14 protein-coding genes and 1 tRNA gene are annotated in these 12,172 nt (G+C 69.6%); 11 read left to right on the top strand and 4 right to left on the bottom strand.

Going from position 1 to position 12,172, the window contains the following annotated elements:
* Nucleotides 1-46: 46 nt before the first annotated feature.
* The gene (locus IEW13_RS17340; RefSeq protein WP_229744953.1) at nucleotides 47-718 is read right to left on the bottom strand and encodes a TetR/AcrR family transcriptional regulator; all 672 of its coding nucleotides are present in this window, start codon (nucleotides 716-718) and stop codon (nucleotides 47-49) included.
* Between the two features lie 176 nt (nucleotides 719-894).
* Between IEW13_RS17340 and rraA the strand changes: the two genes are divergently transcribed.
* Nucleotides 895-1,374, top strand: a complete 480-nt coding sequence (gene rraA / locus IEW13_RS05345; RefSeq protein ID WP_188549909.1) for a ribonuclease E activity regulator RraA — start codon at nucleotides 895-897, stop codon at nucleotides 1,372-1,374.
* Nucleotides 1,375-1,397: 23 nt separating this feature from the next.
* Here rraA and IEW13_RS05340 read toward each other — a convergent pair whose 3' ends face one another.
* Complete coding sequence (locus tag IEW13_RS05340) at nucleotides 1,398-2,237, bottom strand: GTP pyrophosphokinase (RefSeq protein WP_229744952.1); 840 nt, start codon at nucleotides 2,235-2,237, stop codon at nucleotides 1,398-1,400.
* A 225-nt stretch (nucleotides 2,238-2,462) separates the two neighbouring features.
* Here IEW13_RS05340 and IEW13_RS05335 point away from each other — a divergent pair, with 225 nt between their 5' ends.
* The 10 genes from IEW13_RS05335 to IEW13_RS05290 all read left to right on the top strand — a co-directional run bounded on the left by IEW13_RS05335 (nucleotide 2,463) and on the right by IEW13_RS05290 (nucleotide 10,122).
* Entirely contained in the window at nucleotides 2,463-2,954 is a 492-nt protein-coding gene (locus IEW13_RS05335) for an FAS1-like dehydratase domain-containing protein (RefSeq protein ID WP_188549908.1), read from the top strand.
* A 5-nt stretch (nucleotides 2,955-2,959) separates the two neighbouring features.
* Nucleotides 2,960-3,526: a MaoC family dehydratase gene (locus IEW13_RS05330; protein ID WP_188549907.1), complete on the top strand. Its 567-nt coding sequence runs from the start codon at nucleotides 2,960-2,962 to the stop codon at nucleotides 3,524-3,526.
* Nucleotides 3,523-4,548 (top strand): UDP-N-acetylmuramate dehydrogenase, encoded by a 1,026-nt coding sequence (locus tag IEW13_RS05325; protein WP_188549906.1) that lies wholly within the window; start codon nucleotides 3,523-3,525, stop codon nucleotides 4,546-4,548. The genes IEW13_RS05330 and IEW13_RS05325 overlap by 4 nt, the downstream gene beginning before the upstream one ends.
* 109 nt (nucleotides 4,549-4,657) lie before the next feature.
* The gene (locus tag IEW13_RS05320) at nucleotides 4,658-6,337 is read left to right on the top strand and encodes a metallophosphoesterase family protein (protein WP_188549905.1); all 1,680 of its coding nucleotides are present in this window, start codon (nucleotides 4,658-4,660) and stop codon (nucleotides 6,335-6,337) included.
* A gap of 257 nt (nucleotides 6,338-6,594) precedes the next feature.
* Nucleotides 6,595-6,667 (top strand) — tRNA-Trp (locus tag IEW13_RS05315).
* Nucleotides 6,668-6,698: 31 nt separating this feature from the next.
* Nucleotides 6,699-6,962, top strand: a complete 264-nt coding sequence (gene secE, locus IEW13_RS05310) for a preprotein translocase subunit SecE (protein ID WP_188549904.1) — start codon at nucleotides 6,699-6,701, stop codon at nucleotides 6,960-6,962.
* Between the two features lie 139 nt (nucleotides 6,963-7,101).
* Nucleotides 7,102-7,899, top strand: coding sequence for a transcription termination/antitermination protein NusG (nusG, locus tag IEW13_RS05305; protein ID WP_188549903.1), 798 nt, complete (start codon nucleotides 7,102-7,104; stop codon nucleotides 7,897-7,899).
* 218 nt (nucleotides 7,900-8,117) lie between these two features.
* Complete coding sequence (rplK, locus tag IEW13_RS05300; protein WP_188549902.1) at nucleotides 8,118-8,549, top strand: 50S ribosomal protein L11; 432 nt, start codon at nucleotides 8,118-8,120, stop codon at nucleotides 8,547-8,549.
* Nucleotides 8,550-8,664: 115 nt separating this feature from the next.
* Entirely contained in the window at nucleotides 8,665-9,372 is a 708-nt protein-coding gene (gene rplA / locus IEW13_RS05295; RefSeq protein WP_188549901.1) for a 50S ribosomal protein L1, read from the top strand.
* Nucleotides 9,373-9,498: 126 nt separating this feature from the next.
* Nucleotides 9,499-10,122 carry a DedA family protein gene (locus IEW13_RS05290; RefSeq protein WP_188549900.1) on the top strand — a complete coding sequence of 208 codons (624 nt, stop codon included), beginning with the start codon at nucleotides 9,499-9,501 and terminating at the stop codon, nucleotides 10,120-10,122.
* 155 nt (nucleotides 10,123-10,277) lie between these two features.
* Here the strand turns inward: IEW13_RS05290 and IEW13_RS05285 are convergent, their stop codons facing one another.
* Both IEW13_RS05285 and IEW13_RS05280 read right to left on the bottom strand, forming a co-directional pair.
* Nucleotides 10,278-10,670, bottom strand: coding sequence for a cupin domain-containing protein (locus IEW13_RS05285; RefSeq protein WP_188549899.1), 393 nt, complete (start codon nucleotides 10,668-10,670; stop codon nucleotides 10,278-10,280).
* The gene (locus tag IEW13_RS05280; protein ID WP_229744951.1) at nucleotides 10,667-12,088 is read right to left on the bottom strand and encodes an NAD(P)/FAD-dependent oxidoreductase; all 1,422 of its coding nucleotides are present in this window, start codon (nucleotides 12,086-12,088) and stop codon (nucleotides 10,667-10,669) included. The genes IEW13_RS05285 and IEW13_RS05280 overlap by 4 nt, the downstream gene beginning before the upstream one ends.
* Nucleotides 12,089-12,172: the final 84 nt, after the last annotated feature.

Raw genomic sequence — 12,172 nt, 5'->3', positions numbered from 1 at the left:
AACGGTGGCGTGCCCCTGCCGTGCTGAGCCGCGCCGTCATCACCGGTCATGGGTCGATGGGGTCCTGAGCGCTGCGGGCCTGATCCCTACGGTCTTGGTCGAGAGAGTCCTGTTTGACGGGGCTGCGGTCGAGGGGTCCGGTGCCGACGGCGCCGCGAGCGCTCGGGTCGCGGCCGGCGGGGTCCTGGCCAGTGATCAGCGCGATCCCCTCGCTCAGCCGCGCCCGCCACTCATCGGCGTCGACGCGGGCGGCGGGGTCGGCCTCCGCCAGGGCCAGACGGGTCTGGAGCCCCTGGGTGAAGCCGAGGACATAGTGGCTGCCGGTCTCGGCGATCAGCTGCGCCCGTGTCTCGCTCTCCCCGCGCTTGCGCAGAGCGCGCAGCAGCCCGTGGTGGGGGAGCAGCTCGGGCCTGGAAGACCAGGCGGCGGTGACCGTCTCAGCGCCGTCCCGCACGGAGACCACAGTCTCATGCAGCGCGCGCAGATGCTGAGCGGGAGTCCCCGAGACCTGTGCCAGCGGGGCGAGGATCCGCACGGCCAGGTGGGCGATGAGGTCCTGTTTGCTGGCGATGTGCCAGTACAGCGCCCCGGGCTGCACGCCGAGTTCTTTCGCCACGCGCCGCATGGACAGATCGCCCAGCCCGTAGCTGCGCAGCAGGGTGTGGGCCGCGTCGACGATGGCCGGGGCGTCCAGCCTCGCCGTATGCGTGCGGCTCATGCTCTCCCTTTCAGCGCCGATGCCTGCCGGTCCCCGACGGCACCGGCTGTCCTTGACGACACCGGCGGCCACTGCAGATCTCCGCACAAGGTTCGCCGGCGCCGGCCGATGCCAGTGCCGGACGGCGCCTGCCAGTCTCTGTTGGTGCCCGCCGATGACGGTGTAGCGTCAAGTCTATGAGCACTACCAGCATCGCGACCGCAGACCTGTACGACGAGCGCGGCGAAGCGCTCGCCTCCGTGTCCCTGCAGTTCCTCGACCTGGGCGGGCGCCGAGCATTCGACGGCCCGGTTCGCACCATCCGCTGTTTCCAGGACAACGCCCTCGTCAAGCAGATCCTGGCCACTCCCGGTGACGGCGCGGTCCTGATCATCGACGGAGCCGGTTCGCTGGAGACGGCGCTCATGGGCGATCTGATCGCCGCCTCTGCCGTGCAGAACGGCTGGGCCGGGGTCGTCATCAACGGCGCGGTCCGGGACCGCCGTGCGCTCGCGGGCCTCGATCTGGGGGTGAAAGCGCTCGGCTCCAACCCCCGCAAGAGCGCCAAGGAGGGTATCGGCGAGGTGGACGTGCCCGTCGAGTTCGGTGGCGTGCGGATCACACCGGGCGCGCACCTGTGGGCCGATGAGGACGGCATCCTCGTCGAACGCACCTGACCGGAGCGCGGTGCGCCCGATGCTCAGGTGCCGCGCGGGGCTGGGCCGTCCGTGTCCCGCGGATCCTCGGTGAGGGCCAGTCCGTTGACCTCGTCCCGCAACCGCGCCATCCGCTCGTCCAGCTCGCTGGCCACCCGCGCGGCGTCACGCAGCTCGTCCAGCAGGTGCTGGGGCACCTCGCGGTCGTACTTGTAGTAGATCTTGTGCTCCAGGCTGGCCCAGAAATCCATCGCGATGGTACGGATCTGCACTTCCACCAGCGTGTGCTCGGTCCGCTGCGACAGGAACACCGGCACCTCCACGATGAGGTGCAGGCTCTGGTAGCCGTTCGGCTTCGGGTCGGCGATGTAGTCCTTGACCTCCACCACGCGGATATCCGGCTGGCCGGTGAGGATCTCGGCGAGCTGGTAGACGTCCGTGGCGAACGCGCAGGTGATCCGCACCCCCGCGATGTCGTGAATGTACTGGCGGATGTCCTCGCGGCTCGGTGTCACGCCTCGCCGGACGACCTTCTCCAGAATGCTCCGGGGAGATTTCAGCCGGGAGTTCACATGCTCGATCGGGCTGTGCTCGCGGGTGAGTTCGAACTCCTCGCGGAGCACATTGATCTTGGTGAGGATCTCGTCGATGCCGAACTTGCCGAGCATCCGCAGTTCCAGCAGCGTCCGGAAGAGCTCCTGCGCGTCCGGCGAGGTCAGGCTCGGGCTGATGGAACTACCGGGACCGCTGTCCAGATCGGAGATGTGCGCCAGCAGTGCGCGCACGGCTTCGTGGTCGAGACCCTCGAGCACATGTGCGGCCGCGGGCACGCCATCGAGCTCCGGCAGCAGGTCACGTTCAGGTGGGTCGATGGTTTCCGTCACTCTTCAAGGTTCTCATCACAGCCGCGGGAACGCCATGCCGGGGTGCTGAGAGAAACCGGGGTCCTGCATCCGCGGAACCCGATGCCATCACCGGCGGATGCGGCGCCGGTGCCGGTGATGCGCAATAATCGAGGTCCGTGTCATTGATGCGCCTGCAATCGGCCCCCTCGCGAGGGGAGGACGCCGAGGCGCCGTACGTACCGCCACGCCGAGGAAAGGTGACAGATGCCAGGCAGCCCGGTCAACGCGGAGTTCGAGGGCAGGGTCTTCGAACATCCGGAGGAGTTCGAGGTCTCGGCGGAATCCATCAGGGACTTCGCCCGCGCCACCGGCGCCACTCAGGAGAGCCACCCCGCGCACTTTGACGCCTCCCGCGCCGCGGATCTCGGTTATGACGGGCTCGTCGCGCCGCCGACCTATCCGGTCATCATCGCTCAGCGGGCCGAGCGGAACTACATCGCCCACCCGGAAGCAGGCATCGACTTCTCCCGCGTCGTCCACGGCTCCGAGCGGTTCACCTACACGCGGCCGCTCGTCGCCGGAGACCGGGTGCGCGCCAGCACTCTGGTCGAATCCGTCCGCCAGGTGGGCGGGCACGCCATGATCACCACCCGCACCAGCATCGTCGATGCTGGAGCTGGAGCTGAATCCGGGAACGGGAACGGCGAGGAGATCGTCGCCGTGACCTCCTCCATCGTCGTCAGGGGAGAGGAGTGACGGATATGACGCATCAGGATGCCACTCAGGCCGTGTCAGCCACGCAGCCGCAAGCCGCCCCGGACGCGCAGGACAACGTCCGCCAGGGCGAGAACGCCCCAGCGCTCGAGGCCGGCCAAGAGCTGATCGTCGCGAGCATCCCGCTCTCCCGCGCGGATCTGGTCCGGTACGCGGGAGCCAGCGGGGACTTCAACCCGATCCACTGGAACGAGCGCTTCGCCCGGGAGGTGGGCCTGGACGGCGTCATCGCGCACGGCATGCTCACGATGGGGCAGGCTGTGTCCGTCCTGACCGGATGGCTGGGCGACCCCGGCGCGGTGCTGGACTACCAGACCCGGTTCACCAAGCCGGTGCCGGTGCCCGACGCGGAGTCCGGCTCCCCGGAGCAGCCCACTCAGACCCTCGAGGTGTCCGCCGTCGCCGGAGCGGTGGACGCCGACGCCGGCACTGTCCGGGTGGACCTGACCGTTACCGCGGACGGCGCTAAAGTCCTGGGCCGGTCGCAGGCGCTCGTCCGCCTGGCCGCCGTCCGGGCGGCCCTGGCCCGCGACGGGGGCGAGCCGGCCTCGTGAGGCGGCTGGCGGAGTTCACCACCTTCCGGCTGGGCGGCCCCATCGGGGATTACTACGCGCTGACCGGCCGGGAGGAGGTGCTGGCGTTCTTTCGCGATGCGCCCCCGGAGACCCTCGTGCTCGGCGGCGGCTCCAACCTCGTGCCCGCCGATGACGGTTACCCCGGTGCGGTCGCGCACCTGCGGACCACCGGCATCCAGATCGACGACGCCGGTGGCGGGCACGCGCTCGTCACCGCGGAGGCGGGGGAGCCCTGGGACGCGTTCGTGCAGGCCACCCTGGAGGCAGGCCTGTCCGGACTGGAAGCGCTCTCCGGGATCCCCGGGTCCGTCGGGGCCACGCCCATCCAGAACGTCGGCGCCTACGGCGCGGAGGTCGCCCAGACCATCGAGCGGGTGGAGGTGCTAGACCGCGCCACCGGGCAGCTGCAGCGGTTAAGCGCCGCGGAGTGCGGATTCGGCTACCGTGACTCGCGCTTCAAGCGTGCCGCGCAGGGCACCGGGAGTACGCCGCAGATCGTCCTGGCGGTCACCTTCCGCCTGCCGGCCTCGCCGCTGTCCGCGCCGGTGGCCTACGTCGAACTGGCGCGCGCGCTGGGCGTCCAGCCCGGCGAACGCGCCGAGGCCGCGCAGGTCCGTGAAGCGGTGCTGTCCCTGCGCCGCGGTAAGGGCATGGTGCTCGATGCGGCCGACCACGACTCGTGGTCTGCCGGTTCCTTCTTCACCAATCCCGTCGTGGAGGCGGCCCAGGTGCCCGAGGACGCCGTCGCCTTCGGCCAGCCCGATGGCCGGATGAAGGTCTCCGCGGCCTGGCTGATCGCCCACGCCGGGTTCGAGAAGGGGTACCGGCTGCCCGGCTCGCGGGCGGCGCTGTCGTCCAAGCACACCCTGGCGCTGACGAACCGCGGCGATGCGACCACGGAGGAGGTGCTCGAGCTGGCACGGACCGTGCGCGCCGGGGTGCGGGAGCGTTTCGGCATCACCCTGGTCCCGGAGCCCCAGCTCATCCGCTGTGCCCTCTGAACCGCTGAACTCACCCGGGACCGCCGGCGAGCCGACGGCGGAACAGCCGCGCTTCCGCCGTCCCCTGGGGCGTTCGTGGCAGGGAATGCGCCGCCAGCGAATCCGGGTCGTGCAGGCACTGCGCCGGATGGACCGCGCCGCGGCCGCGCGGGTCGTGCTGCGCTGGGTCGGGCTCATCGTCGCGCTGGCGGTGCTCGCGCTCCCGGCCGCCGTGCTGACGTCCAGCGTGGACCGGCACTTCGGCCCGCACGAGGCACGCTACTCCCTGAATCTCTCCGGGGAGATCGTGGTGGATCTGGGACCGCTGGGCGCCGTCGTGATGCCCGCCGAGGGCCATCTGCCCGCCGGCCTGGGCGTGCACGCCGACATCCGGGAGATCCCGGCCGATGTGGGTGCCGCCGGCAGCACGGACTCCATCGGCAGCCTGAGTCAGGACGTCGCGGCGTACGGCACGTTCTTCGCTCAGCCGCACGCGCTGATCGACGACATCACTCGCGCCTTCACCACTGACATCCTCATGCGCGAGCTGGCCTTCGTCGTCGCCGGCCTGGTCGTCGTGCTGGCACTTCGGCTGCTGCTGGGACCGCCGCGCCGCGCCGAACTGAAGGACAAGGCGCGCCGGCACCCGCTCACCCTGACAACGGCCGCTTCCTGCGCTGCGCTGCTGGTCGCGGCGGGCCTGATCGCGCAGACCTGGGAAGACCAGGAACGGCCGGAAGGCAATGCGGTCTTCGCCGGGACGCCGCTGGAGGGGGCGCGCGTGACCGGGCGTCTGTCCGCCGTCGTCGACGAGGTGGGCGCCCTGGTCACGGAGTACTACGAGGAGAATGAAGAGTTCTACGCCGAGGCCCGCGCCAACCTGCGCGCCGCCTGGGAGATGGAGCGGGAGGAACTCGGTTTCGGCGGTCCCGGCCACCGGCCGCAGCTGGTCCCGCCTGCGCACTCCTATGCCGCGGAGGACCTGAGCACCTTCCTGATGGTCGCGGATCTGCACTGCAACGTCGGCATGCCCGAGGTGGTGCGCGAGGCGCTGCTGCAATCCGGCGCCGAGTATTACCTGGACGCCGGGGACATCACCATGAACGGCACCGAGGCGGAGAACTACTGCGTGGACGCCGCCGCTGCCGCGGTGCCGGAGCACATCCCGAAACTCTTCGTGAAGGGCAACCACGACACCGAGGAGACGGCCGACGCCGCCCGCCGGGCCGGGTTCGAGGTGCTGGAGGACGAAGAGATCGAGCTGGGCGGCGTGACGTTCTACGGCGACGCGGATCCGCGTTACACGCAGTTCGGCGTCGGCTCCACCCTGGAACGGGACGAGGACCAGGCGCAGTTCACCGAGCGGATGAGGCAGGAGGCCTGCACCAGGGACATCGACGTGCTGTTCCTGCATGATCCTCGGTACGGGTTCCCGGCACTGAGTGCCGGCTGCGCGCCGCTCGTCCTGGCCGGGCACTGGCACCGGGCGGTGCTGCCGGAAGTGCAGGGTCGCGGCATCCTCTACGTCAGCTCCACCACCGGCGGCGCGCTGGCCAATGCGCTCACGCCCGGGCCGCTGAGGATGGACGCGGAGATGACCCTCATGCGCTTCGACCGGCAGACCGGGGCCGCAGTGGACTACCGGATCATCGCCGTCCACCCCGACCGTTCGGTCACCCTGGGCCCCTGGACGCCGATGCCCGCCCCGCCAGCCGCTCCAGTGCCGGCTCCGGATGCAGGTGAGCTCCCGGCGCAGGAGCCGGAGGAGGCACAGAACGACACCGGGCCGCGAGGCCCGGCGGTGATATAGCTGAAATGGTCACGTTGCCCGTGACTATCCGGTCAACGTGACCATTCCGGATCACACCGTGCAGGGCGACGTTGCACCGCCGGCGCCGGGCGGCCCAGACCGGCGGGGCGGGCTGACCGCGGACGGAGCCGGACGAGGAGAACGCAGAACGAGGCAGAACCCGCGCGATCCCGTTCGACGGTGGCGGCGAAGTTTGGGTATAGTGGTGCATCGGCGCCGGGCGCGGTGAGAGCTGCGCGCGGATGGCCAGGCAACAGAGGGTAGTGGCGCAATTGGTAGCGCAGCGGTCTCCAAAACCGCAGGTTGCAGGTTCGAGTCCTGTCTACCCTGCGCAAAAGCCCAGATGAATGAGTGAGGTGTCGTGGCGGAATCAGCCAACGAGGCTTCGGCCGGCGCCGAGGCCAGGAAGCGCGGGTTCTTTGGCCGCATCGCGCTCTTCTTCCGGGAGATGATCTCCGAGCTGAAGAAGGTCGTCAGGCCGACCCGCAAGGAGCTCATCAACTACACCAGCGTGGTGTTGGGCTTCGTGATCCTCATGATGCTGATCGTGACCGGGCTGGACTTCGTGTTCGGCAAGCTCGCCGCCACCGTGTTCGCGGGCGAGCCGATCTGGCCGCTCTGGTGACATCCGCCCCGGCGCTGTGAGTGCCGGGCGCCGCCGGAATTGAGCCGGCCCAGCACGAGGCCATAGATCCACACAGGCAGATTCACATTGAAGGCGCCGCGATCGAGGCGGCGCACGAGACCAGGAAAGCGGGTTTTGCGTGTCGGACTCCACGACCGATCCCCAGGGCGCGGATGAGACCGTCGACGCCGTCGACGCCGCAGTGACCGGTGACGAGAACACGGCCGAGCAGGCCGCTGATAGTGCTGCTGCCGAGTCCGGGCAGGTTGCCGACGAGCCCGAGCAGGACGCCGAAGAGGCTGCGGACGCCGAGCCCGAAGAGGCCGTCGACCCCCTCGAGGAATTCAAGGCTGAGCTGCGCGCGCAGTCCGGCGAGTGGTACGTCATCCACTCCTACGCCGGCTACGAGAACCGCGTGAAGGCGAATCTGGAGAATCGGATCATCAGCCTCAACATGGAGGACTACATCTTCGATGTGCAGGTCCCCATGGAGGATGTCGTTGAGATCAAGAACGGCCAGCGTAAGAACGTCCGCCGAGTCCGCATCCCGAGCTACGTCCTGGTGCGCATGGACCTCACCGATGAGTCCTGGGGCGCCGTGCGTCACACCCCGGGCGTGACCGGCTTCGTCGGCAACGCCTACGATCCGGTGCCGCTGCGCCTGGACGAGGTCGTGAGCATGCTCGCGCCGGTGTTCGAGGAGCGTCAGGCCGAAGCCGCGCGCGAGGCCGGCGAGCAGGCGCGCGCCGAGCGCAAGAGCATCGAGGTCGAGTTCGAGGTCGGCGAGTCCGTGCTGGTCAAGGAAGGCTCCTTCGAGGGGCACCCGGCCACCATCACCGAGATCAAGCCCGAGTCCCAGAAGCTCGTCGTGCTGCTGTCCATCTTCGAGCGCGACGTCCCGGTGGAGCTGGGCTTCGACCAGGTCGCCAAGATCTGATCGGGCCGCGGGGCCCCTTCTCCTGCCGGCCATCGCCGCGGCGGCGGCCCGGTAGGTGCCCCGGCGTTCATTTCCCATAGCGCCGGGGCGCGTGGAATAATAGTGGAGTTTGCTCCTGCAGGCGCGTCCGACGTGCCCGGCGGGCCGCGCGGATGGTGCGGACCGCCGATCCTTTACGGGGGCGAACACAGCACCGACGATTGTTAAGGACTACGACAATGCCTCCCAAGAAGAAGGTTGCCGGGCTGATCAAGCTCCAGATCCAGGCCGGTCAGGCCAACCCGGCTCCGCCGATCGGCCCCGCCCTGGGCCAGCACGGCGTGAACATCATGGAGTTCTGCAAGGCCTACAACGCCGCGACCGAGTCGCAGCGCGGCAATGTGGTGCCGGTGGAGATCACGGTCTACGAAGACCGCTCCTTCACCTTCATCACGAAGACCCCGCCGGCGGCCGAGCTGATCAAGAAGGCCGCGGGCGTGCAGAAGGGCTCCGCCACTCCGCACACCGATAAGGTCGCCAGCCTGACCAAGGACCAGGTCCGCGAGATCGCCCAGGTCAAGATGCAGGACCTCAACGCCAACGACATCGAGGCTGCTGCCAAGATCGTCGCCGGCACCGCCCGCTCGATGGGCATCACCACCGAGGACTGAGCTCCCCGGCGCTCCCGCAGGACCGCTTCCGGTGCCGGCGGGCGCACAGACACACGACGAGACAGTGGCAGGGCTGGCTTTGGCCCGTACCACGACTGCATAGGAGATAAGCAGAATGGCAAAGCGCAGTAAGGCCTATCTGGCCGCCGCGGAGAAGATCGCGGACGATACGTTCTACGCCCCGGCCGACGCCATCCGCCTGGCCAAGGACACCTCCGTGGCGAAGTTCGACGCCACCGTGGAGGTCGCCCTCCGCCTGGGCGTGGATCCCCGGAAGGCCGATCAGCTGGTCCGGGGCACCGTGAAGCTGCCGCACGGCACCGGTAAGACCGCACGCGTGCTGGTCTTCGCCAACGGTGACAAGGCCGAGGCCGCCCGCGAGGCGGGCGCCGACTACGTGGGCTCGGACGAGCTGCTGGAGAAGGTGGCTGGAGGCTTCACCGACTTCGACGCAGCCGTCGCGACCCCGGACCTCATGGGCAAGGTGGGCCGCCTGGGCAAGGTGCTGGGTCCCCGCGGCCTCATGCCCAACCCGAAGACCGGCACGGTCACCATGGACGTGGCCCGCGCCGTTGCCGACATCAAGGGCGGCAAGATCGAGTTCCGTGTGGACAAGCACTCGAACCTGCACCTGATCATCGGCAAGGTTTCCTTCGACGAGGGCCAGCTGGTGGACAACTTCAACGCCGCGCTGGAAGAGATCCTGCGCCTGAAGCCGTCCTCCTCCAAGGGCCGTTACATCTCCAAGGCCACCGTGACCACCACCATTGGTCCCGGTGTTCCGCTGGACGTCTCCGCGCTGCGCGCCCGCGCGGGGGAGTGACCCCCTACCGCTCGCGGAACGCGTGATGATCGGAAGGGCCCGCCTGTGCCATCGGCCAGGCGGGCCCTTCCGCGTTCCTGGAGCGGGGAGTTCCGGCGCCTGTGCCGTTGACCTTGGGGAGCCGCCGTGCAGCAGGTGACGGAGTTTGCGCTCGACCTGGCCGGTACGCCCTGGGCGGCGCTCATCGTGTTCGCCTCGGTGCTGCTCTCGGGTTTCGTCCCGCCGCTGCCGTCCACCTCGCTCGTGGTCGCGCTGGCCGCCGTGACCGCGGAGGAGCGCTGGCAGGGCTTGAGCTGGCTGGCCCTGGCGATGGCGCTGGGCTCGCTGCTGGGCGATCTGGCCCTGTACCGGGTGGCGGCCCGGACGGATCTGAGCCAGTGGCGGCTGCTGCGCGGGTCCCGGCGGCAGCGCGCCCTGCAGGCATCGGCCAGGTACCTGGACAGAGCAGCACCGATGGCGCTCATCGGCGCCCGTTTCATCCCGCTGGCCCGAGGCGCTTCATGCCTCGTTGCCGGGAGCGGCGCGGTGGAGCCCCGCCGGTTCCTGGTGTTCTCGGCCGGCGCCGCCGTGGTGTGGGCGCTGTACTGCGTGGCGATCGGCTGGGCCTCGGCGGCGTGGTTCCAGCTGCCGTTGCTCGTGACGGTAGGTCTGGCCATTGCCGCTTCCCTCGTCTTCGGCAGGGTGATCGGTATGGTCGCCGAACGCCTGCTGGCCGGACGCGGCAACGACGAGACCGGCCAGCAGGAATGAGCCCGCACCGGTGAGACCGCCAGCTGCGGGCGGGCCGGCGTCGGCGCTAGTGAGCAGCTCGCGGGTGAGGACGATGCCTGTGGCAGGACGTGGAGTCGCTTGCTCGGGCGTGCCTGCTCGAGAGGCAGGCTCTTCCGCGCTGCCCTGGCCGGGACTTACGGCGCGATCAGATAGACCTTCCGCAGCGGGCTGTGCACCGTCCACACGGTCTGCGCGCCGGCTTCCAGATGCACCACGTCCCCGGCGGCCACGTCCAGCGACCACCCCTCGCCCTTGATCCGGGCACTGCCGGCAAGGACGATGAAGACCTCCTCGGCCTCCTCATCGCGCATGCTGCCGGCGGACATCTCCCAGACGCCGATGCTCACCTCCCCGAATGCCTCCGGTGCCACCAGCGGTACGGTCGCCGTCGTTGCCTCCGGGGCTCCGGGGACCTTCTGCCAGTCCTCGACTGCCTCGTGTTCCGGCTGGAGAGACAGCGCCGAGACGAGCTTTCTGCCGCGCGGCGCCGTGCCGTTCCTGGCGGCGTCCGGCTCTCCGCCGTTCATGAGTCGAATCCCATCCCGATCGAGTCGAGCACCTTCAGCAGCGGCCCGCGTCGTCCCTCGTTGCGATCCGCGCGGTGCAGCGCCCGGGTGGTGAGCTTCACGCCCAGCCACGCCGCCGGCTCAGGCGGGAACGGGATCGGCTTCTTGCGGACGAGCTCCAGCTCGGTCAGTTCGGTGCGTTCCCCGGAGAGCAGGTCCAGCATCACGGCGCCGGCGAACCGGGAAGCGCCGACACCCAGGCCGGTGAACCCCGCGGCGTGAGCCACCCGGCCCTCGTAGGCGGTCTCGAAGAAGGAGAAGAACCGGCTGCAGGTGTCGATGGCGCCGCCCCACCGGTGCGTGAACCTCAGGCCCCTCAGCGTGGGGAAGGTGTGGAAGAAGTGCGCCGCCAGCCGCTCGAAGGTCTCCTGCCGCTGGTCATAACGCGAGCTGATCCGCCGGCCATAGTAGTAGACGGCGTCATAGCCGCCCCACAGGATGCGGTTGTCCGCGGTGAGCCGGTAGTAGTGGAACTGGTTGCCGCCATCGGCCAGACCCTGCCGTCCCTCCCAGCCGATGGATGCCAGCTGTTCGGCGCTCAGCGGTTCGGTCATCAGTGCGTAGTCGTACACCGGGACCGTGTGCAGCGAGACACGCTTGAGGAGCGAGGGGAAGGCGTTCGTCGCCAGCGCCACCCGGGAGGCGCGCACCCGGCCGGCGTCGGTGACGACATCGACCCGCTCGCCATCGCGCTCCAGCCGCCGGGCGACGGTGCCCTCGTAGATCTCCACACCCAGCTCCCGGGCGACGCGTGCCAGCTCCCAGACCAGTTTGGCCGGATGCACCATGGCGGTGCCGCGGGTGTCTTCCAGCCCGGCCAGGTAGGTGGGGGAGTCCACGATCGCGCGCAGCGACTCCCGGTCCAGGAACCGCACGCCGTGCTCGGGCGAGGCGCCCTCGGCCAGCTCGGCCACCTGATACTCCTCGGTGGCGATGTGGATGTTGCCGGTGCGCTCGAAGTCGCAGTCCATGCCGTAGCGCTTCACCGTGGCCTCGATCCCATCGAGGTTCTCCATGCCGAGCTCGATCAGGCGGGCGTTCTCCCCTGGCAGATGGGCCTCCCCGTTCGAGGCGCCGTGCGTGAGACTGGCCTCGCAGAACCCGCCGTTACGCCCGGACGCGGCCCAGCCGAGACTGCCGCCCTCCAGCAGGACCACGGTGGCGTCGGGGCGTCGCTCCTTGGCCTGGACGGCGGTCCACAGACCGGTGTACCCGCCGCCGACGATGGCCAGGTCCGCGGTCACGGTGCCGCCCAGCGGCCGGGAGGGAACCGGACGGGCGGGATCGTCCAGCCAGAACGGCAGGGGCGCGGCGTCAGCCAGCGCCGTACCGATGGCAGCCCAGTCCGCCTCACGGCGGGCGATGTCGAAGGTGGTCACGGAACGGCCTTTCTCGGGTGCGGGATGGAAAACATGCCGGCGGCCAGCGTTCGCCGGGCGGGTGTCGTGCTCTCTGTCGCTTGG

Origin of the sequence: Sediminivirga luteola, from assembly GCF_014639315.1 — a bacterium.
Classification (GTDB): Bacteria; Actinomycetota; Actinomycetes; order Actinomycetales; family Brevibacteriaceae; genus Sediminivirga; species Sediminivirga luteola.
The sequence above is the reverse complement of the archived record's forward strand: the minus strand, read 5'-3'. Positions and strand labels throughout refer to the sequence as shown.